21 protein-coding genes and 1 pseudogene are annotated in these 24,127 nt (G+C 63.6%); 15 read left to right on the top strand and 7 right to left on the bottom strand.

Translation table 11 applies throughout. The features are described 5' to 3' along the window. Window positions 1-8: 8 nt before the first annotated feature. Together AWC31_RS21955 and AWC31_RS21950 are read right to left on the bottom strand one after the other, a co-directional pair. Window positions 9-800, bottom strand: a complete 792-nt coding sequence (locus tag AWC31_RS21955; protein WP_165766024.1) for an MBL fold metallo-hydrolase — start codon at window positions 798-800, stop codon at window positions 9-11. Window positions 801-1,105: 305 nt separating this feature from the next. Continuing rightward, on the bottom strand, window positions 1,106-2,587 hold the full coding sequence (locus tag AWC31_RS21950) for a cytochrome P450 (RefSeq protein WP_085146083.1): 1,482 nt from the start codon (window positions 2,585-2,587) through the stop codon (window positions 1,106-1,108). 486 nt (window positions 2,588-3,073) lie between these two features. Between AWC31_RS21950 and AWC31_RS37480 the strand changes: the two genes are divergently transcribed. The 8 genes from AWC31_RS37480 (at window position 3,074) to AWC31_RS21910 (ending at window position 10,068) form a co-directional block, all read left to right on the top strand. Then, on the top strand, window positions 3,074-3,238 hold the full coding sequence (locus tag AWC31_RS37480) for a hypothetical protein (RefSeq protein ID WP_165766023.1): 165 nt from the start codon (window positions 3,074-3,076) through the stop codon (window positions 3,236-3,238). Window positions 3,239-3,390: 152 nt separating this feature from the next. Continuing rightward, the gene (locus AWC31_RS21945; protein WP_165766022.1) at window positions 3,391-4,188 is read left to right on the top strand and encodes a TetR/AcrR family transcriptional regulator; all 798 of its coding nucleotides are present in this window, start codon (window positions 3,391-3,393) and stop codon (window positions 4,186-4,188) included. Window positions 4,189-4,919: 731 nt separating this feature from the next. Next, window positions 4,920-5,267 (top strand): DoxX family protein, encoded by a 348-nt coding sequence (locus AWC31_RS21935; protein ID WP_085146080.1) that lies wholly within the window; start codon window positions 4,920-4,922, stop codon window positions 5,265-5,267. A gap of 42 nt (window positions 5,268-5,309) precedes the next feature. Continuing rightward, window positions 5,310-6,215, top strand: a complete 906-nt coding sequence (locus AWC31_RS21930) for an SDR family oxidoreductase (protein WP_234816947.1) — start codon at window positions 5,310-5,312, stop codon at window positions 6,213-6,215. 194 nt (window positions 6,216-6,409) lie between these two features. After that, window positions 6,410-7,273, top strand: a complete 864-nt coding sequence (locus AWC31_RS21925; protein WP_165766021.1) for an MBL fold metallo-hydrolase — start codon at window positions 6,410-6,412, stop codon at window positions 7,271-7,273. A gap of 44 nt (window positions 7,274-7,317) precedes the next feature. Continuing rightward, entirely contained in the window at window positions 7,318-8,355 is a 1,038-nt protein-coding gene (locus AWC31_RS21920) for an amidohydrolase family protein (protein WP_165766020.1), read from the top strand. Between the two features lie 223 nt (window positions 8,356-8,578). Further along, a complete protein-coding gene (locus tag AWC31_RS21915; RefSeq protein WP_110775203.1) occupies window positions 8,579-9,232 on the top strand; it encodes a cutinase family protein in 654 nt (217 codons plus the stop codon). Window positions 9,233-9,237: 5 nt separating this feature from the next. Continuing rightward, window positions 9,238-10,068, top strand: coding sequence for a DUF2306 domain-containing protein (locus AWC31_RS21910; RefSeq protein WP_165766019.1), 831 nt, complete (start codon window positions 9,238-9,240; stop codon window positions 10,066-10,068). Window positions 10,069-10,102: 34 nt separating this feature from the next. Here the strand turns inward: AWC31_RS21910 and AWC31_RS21905 are convergent, their stop codons facing one another. Then, window positions 10,103-11,044, bottom strand: coding sequence for an SDR family oxidoreductase (locus AWC31_RS21905; RefSeq protein WP_085146074.1), 942 nt, complete (start codon window positions 11,042-11,044; stop codon window positions 10,103-10,105). 182 nt (window positions 11,045-11,226) lie between these two features. Here AWC31_RS21905 and AWC31_RS21900 point away from each other — a divergent pair, with 182 nt between their 5' ends. After that, window positions 11,227-12,096 (top strand): helix-turn-helix transcriptional regulator, encoded by an 870-nt coding sequence (locus tag AWC31_RS21900; RefSeq protein ID WP_085146346.1) that lies wholly within the window; start codon window positions 11,227-11,229, stop codon window positions 12,094-12,096. 13 nt (window positions 12,097-12,109) lie between these two features. On the opposite strand, the gene AWC31_RS21895 is transcribed toward AWC31_RS21900, so the two are convergent. After that, the gene (locus tag AWC31_RS21895) at window positions 12,110-13,012 is read right to left on the bottom strand and encodes a helix-turn-helix transcriptional regulator (RefSeq protein WP_085146073.1); all 903 of its coding nucleotides are present in this window, start codon (window positions 13,010-13,012) and stop codon (window positions 12,110-12,112) included. Window positions 13,013-13,503: 491 nt separating this feature from the next. Between AWC31_RS21895 and AWC31_RS21890 the strand changes: the two genes are divergently transcribed. The 5 genes and pseudogenes from AWC31_RS21890 (at window position 13,504) to AWC31_RS21870 (ending at window position 20,133) form a co-directional block, all read left to right on the top strand. Then, entirely contained in the window at window positions 13,504-14,193 is a 690-nt protein-coding gene (locus AWC31_RS21890; RefSeq protein ID WP_085146072.1) for a class I SAM-dependent methyltransferase, read from the top strand. Between the two features lie 234 nt (window positions 14,194-14,427). Further along, window positions 14,428-14,595: pseudogene (locus AWC31_RS37920) on the top strand (response regulator transcription factor); the annotation flags it as partial. Window positions 14,596-15,064: 469 nt separating this feature from the next. After that, window positions 15,065-16,972, top strand: coding sequence for a flavin-containing monooxygenase (locus AWC31_RS21880; RefSeq protein WP_085146071.1), 1,908 nt, complete (start codon window positions 15,065-15,067; stop codon window positions 16,970-16,972). Window positions 16,973-16,974: 2 nt separating this feature from the next. Next, the gene (locus tag AWC31_RS21875) at window positions 16,975-18,000 is read left to right on the top strand and encodes an alcohol dehydrogenase catalytic domain-containing protein (RefSeq protein WP_085146070.1); all 1,026 of its coding nucleotides are present in this window, start codon (window positions 16,975-16,977) and stop codon (window positions 17,998-18,000) included. Between the two features lie 177 nt (window positions 18,001-18,177). Then, the gene (locus tag AWC31_RS21870; RefSeq protein WP_085146069.1) at window positions 18,178-20,133 is read left to right on the top strand and encodes an MFS transporter; all 1,956 of its coding nucleotides are present in this window, start codon (window positions 18,178-18,180) and stop codon (window positions 20,131-20,133) included. Here the strand turns inward: AWC31_RS21870 and AWC31_RS21865 are convergent. Continuing rightward, window positions 20,120-20,575 (bottom strand): MarR family winged helix-turn-helix transcriptional regulator, encoded by a 456-nt coding sequence (locus AWC31_RS21865; RefSeq protein WP_374214034.1) that lies wholly within the window; start codon window positions 20,573-20,575, stop codon window positions 20,120-20,122. The genes AWC31_RS21870 and AWC31_RS21865 overlap by 14 nt on opposite strands. A 117-nt stretch (window positions 20,576-20,692) precedes the next feature. Between AWC31_RS21865 and AWC31_RS21860 the strand changes: the two genes are divergently transcribed. Then, window positions 20,693-21,112 carry an organic hydroperoxide resistance protein gene (locus AWC31_RS21860; protein WP_085146067.1) on the top strand — a complete coding sequence of 140 codons (420 nt, stop codon included), beginning with the start codon at window positions 20,693-20,695 and terminating at the stop codon, window positions 21,110-21,112. Between the two features lie 20 nt (window positions 21,113-21,132). Here AWC31_RS21860 and AWC31_RS21855 read toward each other — a convergent pair whose 3' ends face one another. Then, on the bottom strand, window positions 21,133-22,476 hold the full coding sequence (locus AWC31_RS21855) for an APC family permease (RefSeq protein ID WP_085146066.1): 1,344 nt from the start codon (window positions 22,474-22,476) through the stop codon (window positions 21,133-21,135). A 10-nt stretch (window positions 22,477-22,486) separates the two neighbouring features. Next, a complete protein-coding gene (locus AWC31_RS21850; protein WP_085146065.1) occupies window positions 22,487-24,127 on the bottom strand; it encodes an amidohydrolase in 1,641 nt (546 codons plus the stop codon).

Genomic DNA, 24,127 nt, shown 5'->3' with positions numbered 1-24,127 from the left:
TTGTCGAATCAGTACGTGGTCAATGGCTGCAAGCCGGGAAAATGGGAACTGACAACCGGAATCCCGGCGGCCCTCAGGCGTCCCGCCCACTCGCAGCGTTGCCGCGCGGCGGCCTCGGCGTCTGCATCGAAACCACATCGCCACTCGGTATGGGCGACGCCCAGAGGATGATGGAACAGGTCGCCGACGAGCGCCAGGGCGTCTTCGCCGTTCACATCCGACACCACGACGACGGTATTACCGGGTGAATGGCCCGGCGCATGATGCAGGCTGAGCCACGGGAGCGGTGCGGCTCGCGCGCCGGACCAGATCGCTATTTGCGGCACAATCGGCTGCAGCACATGGTGCGCTTCGTGTTCCGCATCGAGGCTTGCCCATTCGAGTTCGTGCACGTGGTAAACGGCATTCGGGAAGTACGACGCGCCGTCGACCGTGGCCCAGCCGATGTGGTCGGAATGAAAGTGAGTCAGGACTACGTGATCGATTTGGCCAGGCGTCAAACCGCATGCATGTAGTGCCCCGGGAAGTTCGGCGGACCTGTGAGGCAATGAGCCATCCGGCAGCGATGACGGCGTCGGACCGCCGCCGGTGTCGATCAACACCGTGTTGCCCGACGAATCGACGGCGAGGAACCCCCCGTACGGGACGTTGAGGCGGCCATCGGAGCTGAGATCGGTGGACATGCTCCGCCACACGTCTTCGGAGACGTCAGGGTAGAGCATCGTCAGTGGCACCGGCATGATCCCGTCGACCACCGGGTGAACGACGATTCCCCCCACACGCAACGACGCCTGCCACATATCGTCATAATTACTTGCTCGCAAGCAAAATGTCAAACGCCCTTCCCCTAGTCGCGTTTGGCGGTGCATTTCGGGTGGCCAGCCCTAGCCCAGCTGACGGATCAACCGTTCGGCCAAATGCCCCGTCACGATTCCGGCACGAGTGCTACTGTTCGCCAACCTCATCGCCGCGATCAAATCGCGACGTACCGAAAGACACCGCGCGCGAACGTGTTCCGTCCCGGGCCGTGCAACAGGCAGCAGAGCAATGCTGCATCGAGAGAATCGCCACTCACCCAGCGGCACCGCGGCCAGTGGGTCCGATGTCAGTGCAGCGGGCGCAGCACGATCGGCATGCCATCGACGGGCACCGGCATGCCGCCGTGGTCGTAGCGCGGCTGGTAATCCGGGCTGGCGAGCTCCAGCTTGTAGCGACGTAGCAGCCGATGCATCACCGTCTTGATCTCCAACTGGCCGAACACCATGCCGATGCACTTGTGCGCACCACCACCGAACGGCGCGAACGCATACCGGTGCTTTTTGTGCTCGCTGCGCGGCTCGGCGAAACGCTCCGGGTCGAACTTCTCCGGATCCGTCCACAGCTCGGGTAACCGGTGATTGACGGACGGCCAGGTCAGCACGCTGGTCCCGGCCGGGATGAAGTAGCCCAGCAACTCGGTATCGCGCACGGCTTCGCGGAAGTTGAACGGCAGCGGCGTCATCATCCGCAGCGCCTCGTTGATCACCAGGTCGTAGGTTTCCAACTTGTCCAGCGATTCGAAGTCCAACGGACCGTCGCCGATCCGCTCGGACTCCTCACGCAACTTCTCCTGCCACTCCGGATTGGCCGCCAGGTGGTAGGCCATCGTCGTCATCGTCGACGTCGACGTGTCATGCGCGGCCATCATCAGGAAGATCATGTGGCTGACGATCTGACCGTCGGTGAAGCTCTGGCCGTCCTCGTCCTGTGCATGACACAGCACACTGAACATGTCGGCACCCTCCGAGTGCCGCTTCTCGCCGATCCGGCTGAAGAAGTAGTCCTCCAGGGTTCTGCGGGCCCGGATCCCGCGCCACCACTTCAGCGGCGGCACCGATGTCCGCACAATCGCGTTGCCGGCGCGCGTCGTCGTGGTGAACGCGTTGTTCACCTTGGTGACCAGGGCTCGGTCGGTGCCGGCCGGCACACCCATGAACACCTCGGAAGCGATGTCGAGCGTGAGAACCTTGATCGCCGGGTGGAACAGGAACCGCGGGTCGTCGGCCACCCAGTCGTCGGCCAGCACGCTCGAGGCCACCGAATCGATGTGCGAAATGTAGCCGCTCAGCCGGGTGCGGGTGAACGCCTCCTGCATGATCCGGCGGTGGAACATGTGCTCGTCGAAGTCGAGCAGCATCAGCCCGCCATCGAAGAACGGGCCGATCGCCCCCACCCAGGCGCGCTGCGAGAAGTCCTTGTTGCGGTTGGAAAAGACCGCCTGGGTAGCGTCGGGCCCCAGCGCCATCACCGACGACAACGCCGGCGAATTGGTGAAGTAGATGGGACCGTGCCTTCGGTACAGGTCCAGCGCGTACTCCGGACCGCCGCGGAACATTTCGATCGTGTGCCCAAGGACCGGCAAACCGGAGTCGCCCATGATCGGCTTGAGCCCACTGCCGGCCGGGGGTTCGGCGAACACGAACTGGTCCCAGTCCTTGGCCTTGAGCCGCTTCTCCAGAGCGCCAAGCCCCGGCGTCGTGGCCGGCATCAAGGTGAGCCGCCGCTTGATCTGGCCCAAAAGGTAACGGGAGGTGCTGATGGTTGCCATGTATGGCTCCTGAGTTGCAGGGATGAGTGGTGGAGATCACCGACAGTCGATGATGGCCATCAAACTTGACGCCTGTCAAGTTTGATGGCCATCGCAACATCGCGGCGACTTTCACCACTTCCAGTCACTGCCGAGTTCCAATTCGGTTGCGAGATAATGATTTATAGCTCGGATCTGTGTCATCGCCCCGCAGCCGATACCGCACAATTGCGGGCTCGCAACGGATCGACTTCAACTCCACACCTTCACCAACATGCACACAGACTGCCTGCAAGCAAGTAGAATGTTAGGTTGCTACAGTGACGGAGGGAACGACGTTGGTCACGCCCACTCGATCGAAATCGAAGGCAGCCGCCCTCCGTCGGGACGAGCCAGCGTCATCGGTGCGGCGTATCTCGCGGAGGCGCCCCATGACGCGCCGTGGACAATATCGAGCGGCACACCCAGATCGGCGAATATTGCCGCCTACCATGAGGTTTCGACACTTTGCGCCGCGACCAGAAGAACGAAGCTACGCCCGTACAAGTCGAGGACGGACCGACCATCGGAGAGTTCGACGTGCGGCGCACGGTACCCCGCGACACCCGCCGTGGTGTGATCGTTCTGCTCATCGACCGTATCGGACTGGTCACCGTGGACGACGGCGGGTGAGTCGGCGTGACGATAGCTCGATTGAATACGAACCGCCTTCTACCAACTGCACCCTCACCGCCGCCAGTGTGGATCTTTATGATCAGAACTCGACATCAAGTTGGAACAGCCACAGGTGGATCGTGCGGAAAGTGCGTGACCGACACTTGGCTATGTCTGCGCTCGGCCTCTCACGTTGGCAGAGCATTAGCTTGATAACCGACATTTGGCGGAAGGACACCGTGGTGGTAAATCGAACCCGACCCGAGCGCACGCTTGGCGGACCACGCCCCGTGGAGCATAAGGACGCCGCACGCCGTCAGGATATCTTGCGTGCGGCTACCAAACTGTTCGCCGAGCAGGGATACCGTGAGACCAACCTCAATCAGATCGCCGTGGAGCTCGGTTTTCGCCGCCAAGCCGTCTATCACTACTTCCCCGCCAAAGACGAGATTCTGTATGAGCTGATCGCACAGGCCGGAGAGGCGATGATCTCGACGTCGCAACCCATCTTCGACGCCGATCTGGAGCCCGATGCGGCTTTAACCGAGATTGTGCGTAACCATGTTCGGGTTGTGTTGGCCCAACCCGACACCTTCCGCGTGCAATTCGCGGAGTTGAACAAGCTCAGCGGCGACCGCGCTGAGACGCTGCGCAAGGGCATGTCCGCCTACGTCCACCGCATCGCCGACGTGATCGAGGCCGGTCAACGAGCCGGCGCATTCGTCCCCGCTCACCCGATGATGCATGCCCTACTGCTCGTGGGCATGTGTAACGGGACCACCCAGTGGTATGAAGGCGCCCTTTCGCGCACTTCCATCGACGAGGTCGCCGATCAGGCCGCCCGGATCGCGATATCGGGCCTCACCGGCAGTGAGTCCGCCGCCCCTACGCCCGCGACGGCAAAGCCGCCGAAATCCGCGAAGACGACATCGAAGACGCCCACGACCGCCCGTCGGCAACGGGCATAGCGAGATCGGCGCCAGCACCGAAGTACTTGCTTGCCGGCAAGTCATAGCATTACGTTGGATCACGTGACTGACTGCGCACTGTGCGAACGCCTTGCCTCGTCGGTACCGCCGCCCGGTGGGTGGATATATCACGGTGAGCTCTGGGCCGTCTCGGCACACCCGGGTGTCGCCGCACCGGGCTGGCTCGCCGTGCAAACGTGCCGTCACGTAGAGACACTGGCCGAACTTGACACCGACGAGGCCACCTCGCTCGGCATCCTTCTGCGTGACGTATCCACACGTCTGCAAGCAGCGACTGGCACGGACCGCACCTACACATACGCGCTCGGCGAGGGCGTACGCCACGTCCATATGCTGGTCGGAGTGCCGCTCTCACAGTCGAATCCCGCCGACCGAGGTGCCCAACTACTATCTCGAATTCTGGCCAGGGATCCGATCCTGGAGCAACCAGAACTCCGCGATCACGTGTGCGCGGCAGTCGCACAGGCCATCCGAAACGGGTAACGGCCGCATCGCGGACTACACGCGGACCGGCCGGACGGATAGTGGTGTTCAGCCAGCGCCGGCAGGTGCCACGCCGAACGTACAACCTCGCTCCGGCTACCTCCAGACCTAACGAGATCGATCGGTTGACAGTCTACTTGCTTGCCCGCAAGCTATCCTGGACGCTCCTCCGCCCGGTTCGCGATGCACCGCAAATGATTCCGGCCACAAACGAATGGAACCAAAGAATGTTCATCGCCTTAACAGTTCTATGCTGCCTGCTCGCGGTTGCCCTCACCGCGACCGGTGTCGCGAAGCTCGCCGGCCACGCCACCACCGTCGAAAGTTTGGCGACGGTCGGGTTCCCGACCAAGTACACCGCGGCCCTGGCCTCGGCAGAATTGGCGGGTGCGGCCGGCCTACTCCTTGGCCTGAGGTGGTGGCCGATCGGGGTCGCTGCAGCAGGCGGCGTCGTCCTGTATTTCCTCGGCGCCGTCGGAGCTCACGTACGCGCCCGAAAAGGAAATGTCGTGCCTGCCGCCATTCTCTTCGCCTTGGCCGTGGGTGCATTAGCGCTGCGGATCATCACACGTTGACATCCAAACCTGTCGCACAGCGACTTTCAACGTCCGGCACATGTGAACCTCATTGACAGCTCCTCCCGGCTCCTTGCTTGCCTGCAGGTAGCCAATGCCCTATGGTTAGCGGCAACGGGACACCGCCTCGACGACGCCCGTGCTGCGAACACGAGTCCGATCATCGGCCTACGAATCAAAGGAACATGGGGTATGACCGATCTCACCGGCAAAGTAGCGCTGATCACGGGATCGGCGCGCGGCATCGGCCGCGCCATCGCACTGCGGTATGCATCGTGCGGCGCTTCCGTCGTCATCAACTATTCGGGTGATGAAGCAAGTGCGGCGCAAACGGTCAAAGACGCCGAGAATGTCGGCGGTAAGGCCATCGCTATCAAAGCCGACGTGTCCAGGACCGCCGATCTGGACCGGCTCTTCGAGAGCGCACGCGCCGCGTTCGGCGACCTCCACGTGGTCGTGGCCAACGCCGGTGTCGAGATCGTCGATCAACCGGTCCTCGAAGCCACTGAAGAGCAGTTCGATCGTCTTTTCGCGATCAACACCAAGGGCGCGTTCTTCACGCTACAGAAGGCTGCGCAATACATCGCCGATAACGGTCGGATCATCTACATCGGATCGAGCACCACGTGCAGTCCATTCGCCGGCGTAGGACTGTACGGAGCCAGCAAGATGGCGCCCCGATACTTGGTGGGAGTTCTCGCTTTGGAGCTCGGCAGGCGCGGCATCACGGTGAACACCATTCTGCCCACAGTCATCGAGGGGGCAGGAGTGTTCACGAACATCGCCGCCGACGACCGCTACAACAAGATGAATGCCGTGATGCGGCCAATTGGCGGACGAATGGGACGTCCAGAGGACGTCGCCGACGCCGCGGAGTACTTCGCAAGCGACCTGGCGGGTTGGGTAAGTGGCCAGCACCTACTGGTCAGCGGCGGCGCCCAGATGTAGACCGTACGGTGACTGAGCATTCGAACTCCGAGCGATCCCATGACAGTGTCTCTGGCACACCAGTTCAGGGCGCCGAACGATTCTGATCGCTTCAGCTCGGCTTGAATCGACACGCCCCTCCTTGCGAACGAAAGTGCAGTATGAAAGCCGCAATCGGAAAGCTAGCGGAGCAGTCGTCCATACGGCGTTGGCAGATGGACGAATTCACGTTCACCTACGTCGTGGACGGATCGATGTGGTTGACCGCCGCTCTCTTTCTGAACGCGATTCCGAGCCGGTACTGGGATGACCATCCTGATGAGGTCCGCCCTGATGGTTACGTCGCGATGTCCACCGGCGGCCTACTGATCGAGTCTCCCGGCCACACGATGCTCATCGATGCCGGACTAGGCGATGTAAAGAGCAACAACGCGATCGGAAGAAACGACTCCGGCGAGTTCATGCACACTCTCGATGCGTTGGGCGTTCGAGCCGAGGACGTCGATGTATTCGCCCTGACCCACCTTCACGTGGATCACGCCGGATGGGCCTTCCTGGACGGCGACGACGGCCGCAGGGTGCCAGCGTTCCCCAACGCACAGTACATCGTCGCCGAGTCGGAACTACAGCCCTTTCATCGCGGGGAGCGCCCTCTGGGAGCGTGCGACCACGACTCCATCGTCGCACCTATGGAACGGCTTTCGGCCCTCCGACGGGTGACGGACGGTGAGGAGATCATGCCGGGCATCAAGACAATAATCACTCCCGGCCACAGCGCAGGCCACACGTCGTACCTCATCACCTCATCCTCCGGTCGACGACTTGTCGCCTTCGGGGATGCGTTTCACGTACCGGCGCAACTGAGCCACCCGGAATGGGGATCGGCGCCGGACGCTGCCCCCGATCTGGTCCCAAGGGCGCGCGCTCGTCTTCTCGAGGAACTCTGTCAGTCCGATACATACGCTTTCGCAATACATTTCGGCGATCAGCCGTTCGGTCGTGTAGACCGGGATCTGTCCGGTGGAGTCCGTTGGCAGCCGATCGCCACCGACATCCTGGCCGGGCCGCCTCGCCGATAGCCACTCACTACACCGCAAACCGCCGAAAGGACACACCTGCCGACATGACCACGACGCTGAGGGACCGTACCGGCGAGGATCTCGTGGATGTGCACGCCCACTATGCCCCACCAATACCGGACGACAGGCGCCCCGCGATACTCGCCGCTCATCAGCGCAGCAATTTCCTGTTCCCGCCTGCTAGCAAGTGGAGTCCCGAACTCGCCATCGAGTTCATGGATGCCAACGGAATACGCGCCCAATTGCTGTCCAACCCCAATCAGCTGACCGCGAACTCGGCACGCCGTTTCAATGACTTCGGCGCCGGCGTCGTTACAGGTCGGCCTGACAGGTTCGGCCTGCTGGCCAACCTCCCGCTGACCGAACCCCGAGCCGCACTGTCAGAGATCGACCGAGCTGCAGACGATCTGAACGCAGACGGTTTCGTCCTGATCACCAACTACGACGGCCGTTACCTCGGCGATCCGGCCTTCGATGACGTCTTCTCAGCGCTAAATGGGCGTGCAGCAACAGTATTCGTACACCCAGTCGAACCGGCCGGCTTCCCACATCTCTCCTGCGGGCGGCCGGGACCGGTCATCGAGTTTCCCATGGACACCGCCCGGACGATCGTCGACGCCGTCTACGCGCGGATTTTCCTGCGTTACCCACGAATCAGTTTCATCATCGCACACGCCGGGGGCGTGCTACCGGTGCTGGCCACCCGCATCGCAACCACCGGAATGCTCGGGTGGGTGCCGAACCCCAACAATGTCACCGCTGACGAGGTCCGGGCCCAGCTGGCTGGTTTGTACTACGACACGGCGTTGTCAGCGCACGCCAATTCACTGTTGCCGCTTCTCGAAACTACGACCGCATCGCATATCGTATTCGGATCCGATTATCCGCCGGCGGACGAGAGCGTCATCGAAATCAACATGCAGCTTCTGAAGGCGACTACGGTCCTCGACGACAACGAACTCTCGGCGATGGCGACCACCGCCACGGCACTGTTCCCGCGGCTTGCCGCCCCCGCCAAAGCCACGCAGGGGGAGCCGCGATCCCCGGATAAGCCGACCCTCCCCAACCACGACCCTCGGTAGCACCATCGGGTGGTATGCCGGCGTCCACGGAAGCGTCGCACGACGGATGTGTCCCAAAGGTCCGAAAATCGGAGGAGACGCCATGGCGGCACGGAGCACCCCCGACGGCACTCTGTTGATTACTACTGCGGTCAAGGAGTCGCCGACATCGGAAGGCAGTCGACACACGCGTGTTGCGCGGCGCTGGATCGGCCGAACTCCAGTCGCTGCAACTCTTTTGGCAATGCTGTTCTCGGCAGTGGCTATTCTGACCGGTCCCGGCGCGGCCGCCGAGACTGACGAATGTCCTGACGTCGAGGTGATCTTCGCCCGCGGCACCTTCGAGCCACCGGGAATCGGTGCGACAGGACAGGGATTCATCGACGCGCTGCGCGCCCGCCTCCCCGATCAAAGCCTGACCGTACACGCTGTGGAATATCCGGCATCGCTTGATTTCCCCCGGGCAGCTGACGGCGTTATCGATGTCGTCAATCGGGTTCGCGCGGTGTCGGAACGCTGCCCCCTCACCGACATCGTTTTGGGTGGTTATTCACAAGGCGCGGCCGTGGCCGCCTACGCCACGAGCGAGGAAATGCCTGCCGGATACGCTCCCCCGGCCCCGATGCCCAGCCCGCTGACCGGCGCGGCCGCCGATCGCGTATCCGCGGTCGTCTTGTTCGGACGTCCATCGACCTTCGTGACAAGACTCGCCGTCAAAGACGCTCCACCATCGGTGATCGGCCCGACATACCAGGGCAGGACGCTGAACCTCTGCGCCGAACAGGACCCGATATGCGCGGCCGGTGGTCTGGACCGGGCGGCTCACGGCACCTACGTCGGCAACGGCATGGCGTCTCAGGCCGCCGATTTTGCCGCAGGACGGCTGCGCGGACAATGACGGTGGTGTCCCGTCCCGACGCCGGAGGTGATCAGAACCCGGATCATCAAGGCGGCGAGGAGCACTCGCGTAAGACATCAGGGTTGCTCGACGCAATGAACCGGCAGCTCGCAATCGGGATCACGGTGTTGTTGTGCCTGAGCGGCATGCAGTTCTGCCTGTACATCGTCTTGCGGTATCTAGCGCCATTGCTCGGTGCCGAGCCTGATCAGTGGCATCTGTTCGCACCCGGCTTCTCAAATGGCGGAGATCCGGTCGCCACCACATCACTGGTACTGCATCTGGTCGCCGGCGTCATCGTGATGGTGCTGGGGTGCGTGCAATTCGTCACGGTGGCGCGTCGTCGGTGGCCGGTCGTCCATCGTGTGATCGGGCGGGCGTATGTGAGTTCCGCGATGTTGGCCGCGGTTGGAGGATTGGGCTACATCGTGCTCAACGGCACCGTAGGCGGTGCGGTCATGGACCTCGGTTTTGGGCTCTACGGAGTCCTCGTACTCGTAGCGGCCGTCCGGTGTCTTCGTCACGCACGCGCGCGCGACGTCGCGGCGCATCGCGATTGGGCGGTTCGCCTGTTCGTACTCGTCGTCGCCTCTTGGCTGTACCGGCTCGAGTACGGTGTAGCGGGCGTCCTCGGAACGGGCGGACATACACCCCAGTTCACCGGATGGTTCGACCAGATGATGGCTTTCGCCTTCTATGTGCCCAACCTCCTCATCGCGGAGATGTATCTGCGGGCGCGACGGCGCGATGGTTCCATAGCATGGCGTACCGCATCTCTCCTTGCGCTTTCCGTTGCCGCAGCGGTTGTGGTGATCGGGGTGTATTCGCGGTGGTGAACACTCGGGCGGGGGAGAAAGCCTGACAATCGGCTCAGCGCATGGCGAATTCAACGCCGACGAGTTCCTCCGACTTTTCCCAGACGCGCGCGGCCTCCTCCACGTCGCGAGCCGGCCGGTAGACCTGCTGTTCGGCGGCAGGCCCCGACAAGTGGAGAAAACCGCTGGGTCCGTAGAACTTACCGCCCTCGGCCTGCGGATGCGTCGCCGCGTACAGGGCGGGGAGCATTCCCTCTTCAGCCGACCGGTTCAACAGGCCCAGCCGAGCGAACGCCTTCACCATCCGAAAACCTGTCGTGTCGCGGGAACGGCCCATATGCGGCTGTGCTTTCAGAAGATTGGTAGGAGTCACGCCGGGGTGGGACGCATTACTCGTGATGCCCCACCCGGCGACGATGCTGCGCCTGTCGAGCTCCAGACCGAACATCAGATTCGCAATCTTGGACTGGCTGTACGCCTTGGAGTCCGAATAGGACCGTTCGAAGTTAAGGTCATCCCAATTGATCCCATTCATCTGCGCCGACACGCTCGACTGAGTGGTGACACGCGCGTTGCCTGCCCTCAGAAGGGGTAGCAGCCGGGCAGTGAGCGCAAAGTGTGCCAGATGATTAGTCCCCCACTGAAGTTCGAAGCCATCCGCCGTGGTCTGCCGGTCGGGCGGACTCATGACACCGGCGTTGTTGATCAACACGTTGATCGGGCGTCCGGCGCTCAGCAGACTCTGGGCAAGATCAGCGACCGACTGCAGAGACGACAGGTCGAGGGGAAGGAGCCGAATGTCCGCTCCGGGAGCCATGGCACGAATCTCGCGGAGAGCCCTGTCACCCTTCGCGAGGTTGCGCACCGGAAGCACAAGGTCGGCGCCGGCGCGGGCCAGTGTGGTGGCGAGCGCATACCCGATGCCGTCGCTTGCGCCCGTGATCACTGCCAGACGCCCCCGCATATCCGGCACGAAAACCTCTGATTTCCTGCTCATTCCGCTCTCCTCAGTTTCGCCGATGTGTACCGGTGATCCCGACTATGGCACGCTGTTCGAAACGGGTTCAGGCCGCACTTATCCGCTGACTGACAGTCCCCCTGTCGGCGTCCACGGATGGCGGATCCGCGGATACGCAGGTCCTTCCATGTGTCGGCGAGGGGCCGCATCATCGACACGTGATGTCCCTCGATGTCGATCTCGGCCGCGTGGCAGAGTTGCTACGAGCGCGGCGCCGAACTCTACAGCCAGAGGACGTCGGCTTAGCCCGTGGTAGGCGACGGCGCACTCCCGGGCTTCGTCGCGAAGAAGTCGCTGAGCTCTGTTCGATATCGACCACCTATTACGGCCGGCTGGAACGGTCCCGAGGCGACAGAGCGACCGGACCTCGTCCGTCGCCCGCCACCCTGGCCGGCATTGCACGGGGCCTTCGGTTCACGCGCGAGGAACGTGACGCGTTGTTCGCGGCAGCCGGTTATGCCGCGGGGGACGATGATGCCTTCACGCACGTCGATCCGGGAGTGATGCTGTTGCTCGACAGGCTCGCCGACACGCCCGCACACTCCGTTGGTCCGATAGGCGAGGTTCTCTGGCAGACACGAGCTTCCAAATCGCTGATCGGAGACCTGAGCAGGCATACCGGGCGGGCCCGCAGCGGTTACTACCGCTGGTTCCTCGACCCCGGCGAGCGGCAACGCTACGCGCCGATCGATCACCGCACGATCAGTGTGGAGATCGCGGCCGACCTGCGACGTGCACAATCGAGTACGCGAGTCAGCCAGTCCGTGACCGATCTGATCATCGTATTACTCAGTCGCAGTTCGGAATTCGCGACGATATGGAGGCGTGAGGACCTGAGAGAGCAACCGTTCACCATCGAGCCGCGTTGCTTCATCCATCCATCTCTGGGTCCACTCGAGTTGCAGCGCGAGGTCCTTACCCTGACCGACCGTAGCCAGCGGGTTGTCATCTACCACGCGGCTCCGGGTTCAGCCGATGAAACAACGTTGCAGCTGTTGACGGTCATCGGCAACCACCAATTCAACTGCTGATACGCCACATCATTCACGACCTGCCGTTGACATCCTGACGTCGGGCCGGCACTTCGGTAGGACTGACAGCAGTGGGAGCGTCCCGCTGGTATTCGTGTGGTGCGGCACAGAGTGCTGCGAGTTTGGCGCGGCTTTCAGTCGCGGGGTCGGCGGTGAACACGAGCAACGTGTGTGAGTGCGCTACATCGTGGAGAACTTGACACTGAAGATCGAGAACGCCCAACCGCGGGTGCACAATCCGCTTTTCCAGCTCGTGAGATTGGCCGACATCATGTTGCGCCCACTGCTCTGTGAACTCTGGGCTGCGCTGGAGTAGCGAGTCGACAACCTGCGCCGCTCGGGATGTCGCTCCGTCCCGGACGTATGCGATGCGGGCACCCGCGACGAAAGACCTCCCGACCTTCGGATGGTCCTCGATCGGATACACGCTGCGCGCGGCCTCGTCGGTGAACCACCGGTAGAGGACGCTACGGGACAGTCCGTCGTACCTTGTCTCGTCGCCGAGAAGTGCGCGGGCAGGTGGGGTTTGGACCAGAGTCTCCCCCAATGCCGACATCACCTGCGCCGGCGTGTCCTGTAGTCGATCCACTATGCGCATCATTGCCGCGCTGACCTCGGTGCCGACCGGGGTGCGCGCAGGCGCATTGTGTCCTGCCAGTCGGAACAGGTGATCACGTTCGTCCAGCGAGAGGCGTAGCGCCTTGGCCAACGAGGCCACCACCTCCACCGATGGTTGTGAAGCGCGCTGCTGCTCCATTCGGGAGTAGTAATCAGTGGAAATCATTGCCAGGGACGCGACCTCCTCGCGACGAAGTCCACTGGTGCGACGTCGCAGGCCGCTGGTCAACCCGATGTCTTCAGGAGTCAGTGCCATGCGCCGGCTACGGAGGAATTCGGCGAGCTGAGGTTGATCCATGTGCCCATTGTCGTTGAGATCGGGTCGAACATCCAGGGAGTGGGACACCCCCGATCGTCGACCTACTACCCTCACACTCGCCGAAGCGATGTATAACAACCCATGCCGGATCCGTCATGAGATCAATGGGGTCGTCCTGATCTCACGATGGTCGCGATCACGAAGGTGACCACGTGCTCGCGCGAACAATCCCGTCACTTCCGCTAGCAGTCGGTATTGGGTGGGGGCTGCCAAAACGTCTCGCTCGACATGACTCTCACAGCTCGGGGGTTCGTAGCGCGGTCCGCCTGGCTTGACACGAACGCATTCCGTTGTGCGAGACGAACTTTGATGCGGACTACACTGTCAGGAGAAGCGATGCGCGGGGTGGTTACCAGTAGCCTTGTTTACGCGGTGGTCGGGGTACAACAGTGACCAGATAGGGCGGGAGATGCTATCCACGGACTGACCGGTCCCTGGTAGCGCCCTGCAACGCAGATTCCAATAACAGCATGACACTTCGCGAAACGGCATCTGCCCACGACTCGCATGGCGCAACTCATCGCCGCTTACCCGATCGCCACCCAAGCAATCAAAACACATCGGCCGGCCGTCGCGCCGATGCTAATAGCACCGCCCGCCACGGTGACGCGGCTACCCTGTTCCGCGCCTGGCTGCGACACCCATTGCGCACCGCGGCGATCGTGCCGTCGAGCCCTGCCTTGGCTCGACTGATGACCAAGGACATCGCCGCATCTGATCGCGTAGTCGAACTCGGACCCGGCACCGGCGTGTTCACTCACGCTCTCCTCGCGCGCGGCGTGCCGTCATCCCGCCTGACCGTGGTAGAAGCCAACGCCGAGTTCGCCGACCGGCTCAACGCGCGATTCCCGGACCTCCACGTCGTATGCGCTGATGCCGCCACCGACTCATGGCAGCTGATCGATCGCACAGAGATCGATGCCGTTATCAGTGGCCTGCCGCTGTTGTCCATGTCTGTCGATGCTGTCGCTGGAGTCCTCGCGACGGCGGTATCGGTACTTCGACCGCAGGGACATTTCTACCAGTTCACCTACGGACCGACCTGCCCCGTCCAACCGAAACTTCTTGCAGCACTGCGGTTACGCGCTACACGAATCGGCTGGACGCCACGCAACCTTCCACCGGCTTCGGTGTACCGGATCGAACGCCAAGCCGGGTGACACACCCCCTGGACAATTCGGCAGTGCCATAGTCGGTTTCGGCCGTGATGAAGCGCGGCGTCAGCCCGGTCAGCGAGACACGATTCGCGAACCAACCTTCGGCGTCGCAGCCGTGCCGCGAAGCGCCTGGGCCGTACCCAGCGCCGACGACAGCCGCAAGCAGCTGCGGGCGCTCGGGTTCACGGTCTGACGCGAGCGGTCGCTCAGCACTCGACGTCGAGGTGGATCGACTTCGAGCTGATCGCAGCCGGCCACGGAAACGCCGTCATCACCAGGCGGCTGGTCATCTCACCGAAGACGGTGGCCAATCACGTGTCGAACGTCTTCGCCAAACTGCATGTGGCCGACCGATCAGAGGCGATCGTACGGGCCCGGGAAGCCGGGCTCGGCGAACGTCGCTGAAGGATGCCGGAACCCCACGCGGCATGCACCGCCCCGGCCCCAAGTAGCTACGTCGTCACGACTGGAACCCGGCCACACGGCCTGACTGAACGGAGAGGTCTGATGACTTGGTATTCGAGCGGGGTGCGAACTATCGTTCACCCACGACACCCTTACGGAGATCAGTTAGCTACGCGACTGGAACTCAGCGGGTAGAGCAGGGCAAGATGTCGCCTGTAGGTGCGGCAGACCCGCATGCATTCGCACAGCTGCAGCGTGAAACAACTGCTCGATGAGTGACCCATTCTCCGAGAAGCCTCTCGGCGTGACGTCGTAACTACGGGTCTTACATCTAGAGATCGTTGGACCGCTCAGATGCTGTCTCGATATGTGTGGCTGTATCGGGCATCGGCTCGCTGTGCGGGCGTCGGTTGTTGGGAACATGTTGGTCCCTTGTCACATATCGCTACGGTGAGTAGCGTAACCGCCTGTGACCCGGAGTTTCCATGTCGGCCAGCCGTTCACCACGTCGGATGCAGACATCGAGGCGGCGTTGCAGGATGTCAGCATCCCGACGCTCTTGCTCTCGCTCGTGCACATCTCCGGTGATCCGCGGTTCATCCGGGAGTTCAAGCAGGCCGGGCTGTTTCTCAATGAGGTCCAGGGCTTCATGAGTGAAGAGGACAAAGCCAGGGCCCGCGCGGCCGCATTGCCGGTGATCGCCGACTACCGCGACCGTGGCTGTCCGGTGCCAGATCCGTTGCCGGCCGAACTCGTGAAAGAGATGTTGGACTGGGCGGCGTGTGAGCAGGTCGACGACGACAATCTTCCCCTGGCGTTGGAGGAACTCGACCTCGAAGGCATCGACCCGCGGCGCCCGAACCCGCTCGACCCGGAGCAAGCCAAAGACTTCCACGTGATCGTGATCGGCTGCGGCGAATCCGGCGTGCTGGCCGGGGTACGGCTCAAGCAAGCCGGCATCCCGTTCACTATCCTGGAGAAGAACGCCGGCCCGGGCGGAACCTGGTGGGAGAACAGCTATCCGGGTGCCCGCGTGGATGTGGCCAACCACTTCTACTGCTACAGCTTCGAACCCAGCAACCATTGGGACCACTTCTTCGCCGAGCAGCCCGAGTTACGTCAGTACTTCCGTGACGTCGTCGACCGCCACGGGCTCGAGCCGCATATCCGATGGAATACCGAAGTCCGCTCGGTCAGCTGGGACGGCGATGCGTGGACCGTGACCACCGACGACCAGACCTACACCGCGAACGCCGTCATCACCGCAGTCGGCCAACTCAACCGTCCGCATATCCCCGAATTCCCCGGCGCGGCAACGTTTGACGGCCCGTCGTTTCACTCCGCCGCGTGGGACCACAGCGTCGACATCACGGGCAAGCGCGTTGCCCTCGTGGGCGCGGGGGCGAGTGGCTTTCAGATCGCCCCGGCCATCGCCGACAAGGTCGAGCACCTCACGGTGTTCCAGCGCACCGCCCAGTGGATGTTCCCGAACCCGATGTACCACGAGCCGGTCCACGACGGCGTCCGGTGGGCGATGGAGCATCTGCCGTATTACGGCCGCTGGTACCGGTTTCTGCTGTTGTGGCCGGGCGCCGACAAAGGCCTCGACGCCGCCCGCGTCGACCCCAATTACGCCGACCAGGGCAACGCCGTCAGCGACATCAACGCCGTCGCACGCCTCATGTTCACCGACTGGATCACCACCCAGGTCGGCGACGATGCCGACCTGTTGGCGAAAGTATTGCCGGACTACCCGGCCACCGGGAAGCGCACCCTGCAAGACAACGGCAGCTGGCTCGGCACCCTCAAGCGCGACAACGTCGACCTGATCCGCACGCCGATCGAACGCATCACCCCGACGGGCATCGTCACCAAAGACGGCGCCCGTTACGACGTCGACATCATCGTGTACGCCACCGGGTTTCGCGCCACCGACGTGCTGTTCCCGATGACCATCACCGGCCGCGACGACATCGATCTGCGTGAGCTCTGGGGACGGCGGCCGTACGCGTACCGCGGCATCACCGTGCCGGGCTTCCCGAACTTCTTCATGACGTACGGCCCCGGCACGCATCTGGCGCATGGCGGCAGCCTCATCCTCAACTCGGAACTGCAGATGCGCTACATCAACCAATGCCTCGAACATCTCGTCACCAACGGGCTGAAAACCATGGAACCACGCGAAGAGCCGACGAGAGCCTGGCACAAGCGTTCTCAAGAAGAGATCCGCAAGACCGTGTGGGCACACCCGTCGATCAAGCACTCGTACTTCAAGAACGCCGACGGGGAGATTCACACCGTCAGCCCATGGCGGCTCAGCGAATACCGCTCCGCCATCAATGAACCCGTCTGGTCCGACTTCATCATGGAGGCCTGAAGATGCGCGCGGTCGTCGTCGACAACGCCGGTGAGATCCACGTCGACACCCGGCCCAACCCGGCACTGCCCGGCCCGGATGGCGCAGTCGTCCAGGTGGAGGCCGCGTCGATCTGCGGTTCAGACCTGCACTTCCTCGAAGGCCACTACCCCATCGCCGACCCAGTCTCCCTCGGCCACGAAGCTGTCGGCACGGTCGTCGAAACCGGCTCGGACGTCGCCAGATTCAAAAGGGGCGACCGAGTGCTGGTGTCCTCGGTCGCCGGTTGCGGCCGGTGCGCAGGCTGCGCGACCCACGACCCGATCAAATGTGTACAAGGACCGCAAATCTTCGGCTCGGGCATCCTCGGCGGCGCACAGGCAGAACTGCTCGCGGTGCCCGCTGCCGACTTCCAGCTACTGACCGTGCCCGACGGCATCGACACCGAACAGGCCCTGCTGCTCACCGACAACCTGGCCACCGGTTGGGCCGCGGCGAAACGGGCCGACATCCCCATCGGTGGCACGGTGGCCGTCATCGGATTGGGCGCGGTCGGCATGTGCGCGCTGCGTAGCGCGTTGACGCTCAGCGCGGCAACGGTTTTCGCGGTCGATCCGGTCGAGGCCAGGCGCAAGCGGGCAGAAGCCTGGGGCGCGAAAGGGATCACGGCGCCGTCCGCGCAGCAGATCCGAGAAGCCACCGGTGGGCTCGGTGTCGATGCGGTCATCGACGCCGTCGGCACCGACAGCTCGATCAACGACGCGCTCGATGCCGTACGCACGGGCGGCACGGTGTCGATCGTGGGCGTGCATGACCTGCAGCCTTACCCCCTACCCGCACTTGCGTGCCTGCTGCGCAGCCTCACCATCCGGCTGACGACCGCGCCCGTACAGCAGACGTGGCCGGAGTTGATTCCGCTGCTGCAGGCCGGCCGGCTGGATGTCGACGGGATATTCACCGACACACTGCCTTTGGACAAGGCCACCGACGGATACGCAGCCGCCATGTCACGATCCGGCGAACATCTCAAGATCCGGCTGAATCCGTAAACCGTACAATTTCCTGCCAGTTCGCTGTGAACTTGTTGAAAGGTCCACCGTCCGAAACGTTTTCGTAACACTGCCCACATCGGGAATGTTGTCGCGAAAAATGGAATAGCGGTCACGTCACTGGTCGTTTCACGGACACGTGCGCACACCCCTTCCCACCCACACCGGGCGCAGCTGATGCGCCAAGGCCCCCTCGCCGGTCGCTATCCCGCAGTGGCCACCATGGTCACCCTCGCATTGATCCCCTACCTGGCGTTATCGGCCGCGCTGGACCCGCTGGTACCGATCATCTGCGAACAACTGCACATGTCGGAGCAGGCGATGAGCCTGAGTTCCGGTCTGGGCAACGCCGCGTACGCGGTCGGTACGGTGCTGGCCGTCCAGTTCGCCCAACACTTGCCGCAACGCAGAATGCTGTTGCTGTATGCGGTGGTTCTCGTCATCGGCTCGGTGATCGCGGCGTCGGCGCAGAACGGCGTCATGTTCGTCTGCGGCCACATACTGCAGGGCCTGGCCACCAGCATGCTGCTGATCGCCGCGGCACCGCCGCTGACCATCGGGTTTCCGCGAGACAAGCTTCGCCACACCGCCGTCATCATGAACATGTGCGTGTTCGGGGCCGTCGCCCTCGGCCCGTTCATCGGTGGCGTTCAGGCCGAAGCGAATTCGTGGCGACCGCTGTTCTGGGTTGTGGCTGCGATCGCGCTTCTGGCGCTCGTGATGGCGGCATTGACGTTCGAAGACGCACCGCCCGCCGACCTCGACGCGCCGCGTGACCTGACGGCGATCGGCCTGGCCTCGGTCGGCTGTGCCGCGGCCTTCATCGGTGCCTCACAACTGACCAGCCACGATTTCTCCGACCCCGCGGTCACGGTGCCGATGCTCGGCGGCCTGGCATTGATCGTGGTCCTGATTATCTACCAGTTCAAGGCACGTCGGCCGCTGCTAACCATCCGGACGATGCTCACCAGTGCCATCCCGGTCGCCGGCGTCGGCGTGGCCCTGTTCGCCGCGGCGGCTTCGGTGGCGGCGACGGCTCTGACGGCCGGGGTGTTCCTGCAGACCTACAGCCCGGTGCAGGTCGGATTGCTGTATCTGCCCGAGCTCGGTGGCGCGGTCGTCATGGCCTTCGTCTTCGGCTTCGTCATCACGCGACGTGCGATGCACTATCTGCCACTGGTCGGCATGGCACTGCTCGCCGCCGGGATCGTCGTCTTCCGGCTCGCGCTGCCCGCCAATCAGCCGTTGGCACTCATCGCATCCGCACTGACCGGCCTCGCGCTGGGTGCCACGGTCGCACCGGCATTGTTCGTCGCCGGATTCTCGCTGCAGTCCAACAGCCTTCAGCGTGTCTTCGCGATCATCGAGTTGCTGCGGGCGGTGGCCGCGTTCATGGTCGCGCCGATCTTCGCGCATTTCGCCGTCAACGCGTCGGGCGGTCTCACGGCAGGTACCGGGGATGCGTTGTGGGTCGGTTTCGACCTCGCCGTCGGCGGCGCGTTGTTCGGTGTGGCGGTCTACGCGCTCAGCGGCGCGCGGCCCCAAACGCCCGATCTCGATCGCTTCCTCGACGGCGAGTCGCCGGCGTGGTATTCGCCACCGCTTCTCGCACGGATCCGTCGAGGCCTCCCGGCGCCGACGATCCCCGCCGAACGGGCCGCAACCTTCCTCGTTCCGGAACGCCGGTCCACGTCGACCTCGGCGGGCCCCGTGCTGTTCGCCTACGACGGAACGGAACGCGCCGCATGTGCGATCAGACAGGCCTCAGCCCAGCTCGCGCCTCGGCGTGACGCGGTCGTGGTGTGTGTCTGGCAGCCCGTCGATGTCGGCTTCACGCCAACCGGCGGAATACATTTCGACGCCGACAAGGCGACCGAGGTGCGGCAGGCGGCCGCGCGGACGGCTGCGCACGGAGCAGACCTCGCGGGCGCGGCCGGATTCTTGGCCCGCAGTGTTGCCGTCGAAGGCGCACCCACGTGGAAGGGCATCGTCAAGGCCGCTGACGAACACAACGCGAGCCTCATCGTGATCGGACCGCACCGGCGCAGCGGGCTGTTGGGACACCTCGAAGGCAGCGTGGCTGCAGCGGTCGTCGCGCACGCCACCACGCCCGTCCTCGTCATTCCGGAGTAGCGGCACCTTCCTGCACGTGCTTACGCAGGTTGTCCCGTAGTGCCGCGACACCGCGCTGCATGGTCTTGAGTTCGTCGAGCGAGAGCCCGGTCGCGGCGACAAGGTCCATCTCCAGCGCCTGTTCGCGAAGCGCGCGGCCGGCGTCGGTCAAGCTGATGACGACTTGGCGTTCGTCTTTCGGATCTCGTTGGCGCGTCACATAACCGAGCGATTCGAGCTTCTTGAGGATCGGGGTCAAGGTGTTGGACTCCAGGAACAGCTTCTCGCCGAGGCTGCCGACCGTCTGGTGATCCTCTTCGGACAAGGCGACCAGCACGATGTACTGCGTGTACGTGACGCCTTTGGGCTCGAGGATGGGCTTGTACGCCTTGCCGTAGGCGAGGTTCGCCGAATAGATCGCAAAGCACATGAAGTCGGCCAAGCGCGGACTCTTGGTTGTCACACCCATATTATATCGGATCCGATTCAATCGGATGGGATTGACATCGCGGGTTTCGGTGTTAATGTCTAACGCATCCGATTCAATCGGATCCGACTAAAAGATGAACAGGAGACCAACATGGCCACGCAGACCGAGAATGTCGTCTACACCGCCAAGACCCACACCACTGGTGGACGTCAGGGCGAGTCCTACAGCTCGGACGGCAACCTCGACATCCAGTTGACCCCGCCGGGTGGAAATGGTTCGGGCACCAACCCGGAGCAGCTGTTCGCCGCCGGCTGGTCTGCGTGCTTCCTCAGCGCCATGGGCTTGACCGCCGGTAAGCACAATGTGAAGCTGCCCGCCGACACCGCCGTCGACGCCGAAGTCGATCTTCTCAACACCGACGGGGCGTTCTCACTTCAGGCGCGGCTCAACGTCACCATCCCCGGCGTCGATCGCGAGACCGCGCAGGCGATCGTCGACGATGCACACCAGGTGTGCCCCTACTCGAAGGCCACCCGCGGCAACGTCGACGTCACGCTGAACGTGGCCTGACACTCGTAGCCGGCCGGGGTCTACTCCTTCATGTCCAGCACCGGGGTCGGTTGCTGGAACCCGCGGGTGACCCCGGCCAGCCACACGAATCCCACTGCCAGCCAACACAAACCGATGATGAGGGTCAGACCGGACAGGCTCGTCCACAGCCACACGGTGAGCAGGAAGCCGATCAGCGGCAACACCAGACTACCGATCACCTGCGCTCCCGTCCGTTCGCGTTTGTCGACGTAGTAATGCTTGATGACCGACAGGTTGACGACCGAGAACGCCACGAGTGCACCGAAACTGACGAGCGACGCCATGGTGGCCAGATCGATCACGACGGCCAGCAACGAGACCACCGACACCACGAGGATCGCGTACACCGGAGTCGAATACCGCGGTGATACGTAGCCGAATATCGATCGGGGCAGAATGCCGTCACGCCCCATCGCGTACAGGATGCGGGCCACCGAGGCCTGCGACGTGATCGCGGACCCCAGTGCGCCTGCCACATACGCGGCGGTGAAGAAGGTTTCGAGGAACTGACCACCCGCGGTCACCATCACGTCGAGGGATCCGGAGTCCACATCGGCGAACTCGTTGGACGGGAAGACGAGCTGCCCGAGGTAGGACAGCACGACGAAGATGAGGCCCGACACCACGGTGGCGATCATGATGGCCTGCGGGACAGTCCGTTTGGGGTCCTTGGCTTCTTCCGACAGGGTCGACACCGCGTCGAAGCCCAGGAACGACAGGCACAGGATCGCCGCACCGGCGAAGATCGGGCTGAACCCGGGCGCGGTACCGTCGCCGGTGAACGGCGCGGCCAGGTCAACGGTGCCGAGGCCGAACACCTTCGAGCACGCCAGCACCAGGAACGTGACGATGAAAATCGCCTGGATCGCGATGATGACGAAGTTCGCGCGGGCCACCGACACGATGCCGACGATGTTGAGCACCGTCACGATCGCGATCGCGATGAGGATGAAGATCCACGCCGGTACGGCCGAGAACGCGGCCTCCAGATAGATGCCGATGACGAGGTAGTTGATCATCGGCAAGAACAGATAGTCCAGCATCAGCGACCAGCCGGCGAGGAAACCCACCGGGGCGCCGAACGACTTCTGGGTATACGTGTATGCCGACCCCGCAACGGGATACGCGACGGCCATCCTGGCGTAGGAGCGCGCGGTGAACACCATCGCCGCCAAAGTCACCAGGTAGGCGAGCGGAAGGCGTCCGCCACTGGTCTGCGTGACGATGCCGTAGGTGGTGAACACCGTGAGCGGCACCATGTACACCAGACCGAACAAGACCAATGACGGCAGGCCGAGCGCCCGGCGCAACTGCCCCTCGGTCACCTCCGTGGTGTTCGACATGTCATTCCTCTCAATCCGCGGCCGAATAGACCTGGCGGCCCTGCAAATAGGTCGCACGAACCTGCACCGCAGGCAACTCCAGCGGGGACACGGTGCGCGGGTCACGGTCCAGCCACACCAGGTCGGCACTCGCGCCCGGCGTGATCCGGCCCCAGTCCGCCTCGGCGAATGCCTGGAACGCAACCGCGCCGGTGTAGGACGCGAGGGCAGGCTCGATCGGCAAGATCTCATCGGGCGTCCAGCCACCCGCCGGATCGCCTTCGGCAGTACGCCGGGAGACCGCGACGGCGATGCCGTCGAGCGGTGCACCGGACGACACCGGCCAGTCCGAGCCGAAAGCCAGTGCCGCGCCGGAGTTCTCCAGCGTGCGCATCCGGTATTGCTTGTCGGACCGTTCCGGCCCGAGGCGCGGGATGGTGAGCACCGTCATCAACGCATCCATCTGCGCCCACAACGGCTGCATGTTCGGGATCACGCCCAATTCGGCGAACCGGCCGATGTCGTCGTCATCCACCAGTTGCGCGTGCGCGATGACCGGGCGGCGGTCACGCGGACCATTCTGCCGCACAACGTATTCGATGGCATCCAGGGCCTGGCGCACCGCGGCGTCGCCGATCGCGTGAATGTGGATCTGCATGCCCAGTTCATCGACCCGGCGCGCCGCCTGGGCGAGCGAATCGCCCTCCCACAACTGCATGCCGTGGTTGTGCAGGCCCGAACAGTACGGTGCCAGCAGGGCACCGGTCTCGTTCTCCACGACGCCGTCGGCGAAGAACTTCACCGTCTGCGCGGTCAGCAACGGCGACCCGGCCGCCTGTACGCGGTCCCGGGCCGCCGCGTATTGCTTGACCTGCGAATCGAAATGGCGCGGATCGGCATAGAAGGCCAGATTGAACCGCATGCGCAGCGCACCCTGCTGGGCCGCGGCGACATAAGTGTCGACGTCGGCGGGTTCGACCCAGGCGTCCTGCACCCACGTCACACCGTGGGCGAGGTAATAGTCGGCCGCGGTACCCAGAGCACCGACGCGCACGGCCTCGTCACGGGCGGGCATCACCGCCGCGACCAGATCCGTGGCACCCCATTCGCGCAACGTGCCGAGCGGTGAGCCGTCCTCGCGGCGCGGGATCTCGCCGAGCACCGGTTCGGGAGTGTCGGCCGTGATACCGGCCCGCTGCAACGCCACCGAGTTGACCCAGAAGGTGTGATAGTCCCAGGCCCGCAGCACAACCGGGCGATCCGGGACGGCGGCGTCGAGCCACCGGGCGTCGAACAAGCCGCCGGGCGCCAGGCTCCCGTCGTACGATGCGCCGACGATCCACTCCTGCTCGGGATGGGCAGCGGCGTATTCCTTGACGGCCAGCACTATTTCGTCGATCGATTGGCACTGCCGCACCGGCGGGCCCGCCGATTCCAGACCGCCATACAGCGGATGCGCATGCCCGTCGCCGAACGACGGCATGAGAAAGCCACCGTCGAGATCGACGTGATTGTCAGCGTGCTGCGCCTTGGCCTGCTCCCCGATCGCCCGCACCACGCCGTCGGCGATCAACAGCGCATCGGTCGGCGTCGTCATGGGCGTCCAGATGGTTCCGCCATGAAAGAGGGTGGCCGCCGTGTCGAGCACGGTCGGCACATTACGCGCGTTCAC

It is taken from the genome of Mycolicibacterium wolinskyi, assembly GCF_002101965.1.
In the GTDB taxonomy this organism is placed as follows: domain Bacteria; phylum Actinomycetota; class Actinomycetes; order Mycobacteriales; family Mycobacteriaceae; genus Mycobacterium; species Mycobacterium wolinskyi.
This window is presented reverse-complemented; position numbering and strand designations above follow the sequence as displayed.

Excerpts from the sequence above, each read along its gene's own strand:
- AWC31_RS21855 (WP_085146066.1), bottom strand. The coding sequence starts at position 22,476 with ATGTCGAACACCACGGAGGTGACCGAGGGGCAGTTGCGCCGGGCGCTC.
- AWC31_RS21955 (WP_165766024.1), bottom strand. The coding sequence starts at position 800 with ATGTGGCAGGCGTCGTTGCGTGTGGGGGGAATCGTCGTTCACCCGGTG.
- AWC31_RS21925 (WP_165766021.1), top strand. The coding sequence starts at position 6,410 with ATGGACGAATTCACGTTCACCTACGTCGTGGACGGATCGATGTGGTTG.
- AWC31_RS21875 (WP_085146070.1), top strand. The coding sequence starts at position 16,975 with ATGCGCGCGGTCGTCGTCGACAACGCCGGTGAGATCCACGTCGACACC.
- AWC31_RS21895 (WP_085146073.1), bottom strand. The coding sequence starts at position 13,012 with ATGGATCAACCTCAGCTCGCCGAATTCCTCCGTAGCCGGCGCATGGCA.
- AWC31_RS21905 (WP_085146074.1), bottom strand. The coding sequence starts at position 11,044 with ATGAGCAGGAAATCAGAGGTTTTCGTGCCGGATATGCGGGGGCGTCTG.
- AWC31_RS21870 (WP_085146069.1), top strand. The coding sequence starts at position 18,178 with ATGCGCCAAGGCCCCCTCGCCGGTCGCTATCCCGCAGTGGCCACCATG.
- AWC31_RS21935 (WP_085146080.1), top strand. The coding sequence starts at position 4,920 with ATGTTCATCGCCTTAACAGTTCTATGCTGCCTGCTCGCGGTTGCCCTC.
- AWC31_RS21920 (WP_165766020.1), top strand. The coding sequence starts at position 7,318 with ATGACCACGACGCTGAGGGACCGTACCGGCGAGGATCTCGTGGATGTG.
- AWC31_RS21900 (WP_085146346.1), top strand. The coding sequence starts at position 11,227 with ATGTCCCTCGATGTCGATCTCGGCCGCGTGGCAGAGTTGCTACGAGCG.
- AWC31_RS21915 (WP_110775203.1), top strand. The coding sequence starts at position 8,579 with ATGCTGTTCTCGGCAGTGGCTATTCTGACCGGTCCCGGCGCGGCCGCC.
- AWC31_RS21950 (WP_085146083.1), bottom strand. The coding sequence starts at position 2,587 with ATGGCAACCATCAGCACCTCCCGTTACCTTTTGGGCCAGATCAAGCGG.
- AWC31_RS21890 (WP_085146072.1), top strand. The coding sequence starts at position 13,504 with ATGACACTTCGCGAAACGGCATCTGCCCACGACTCGCATGGCGCAACT.
- AWC31_RS21860 (WP_085146067.1), top strand. The coding sequence starts at position 20,693 with ATGGCCACGCAGACCGAGAATGTCGTCTACACCGCCAAGACCCACACC.
- AWC31_RS21945 (WP_165766022.1), top strand. The coding sequence starts at position 3,391 with ATGTCTGCGCTCGGCCTCTCACGTTGGCAGAGCATTAGCTTGATAACC.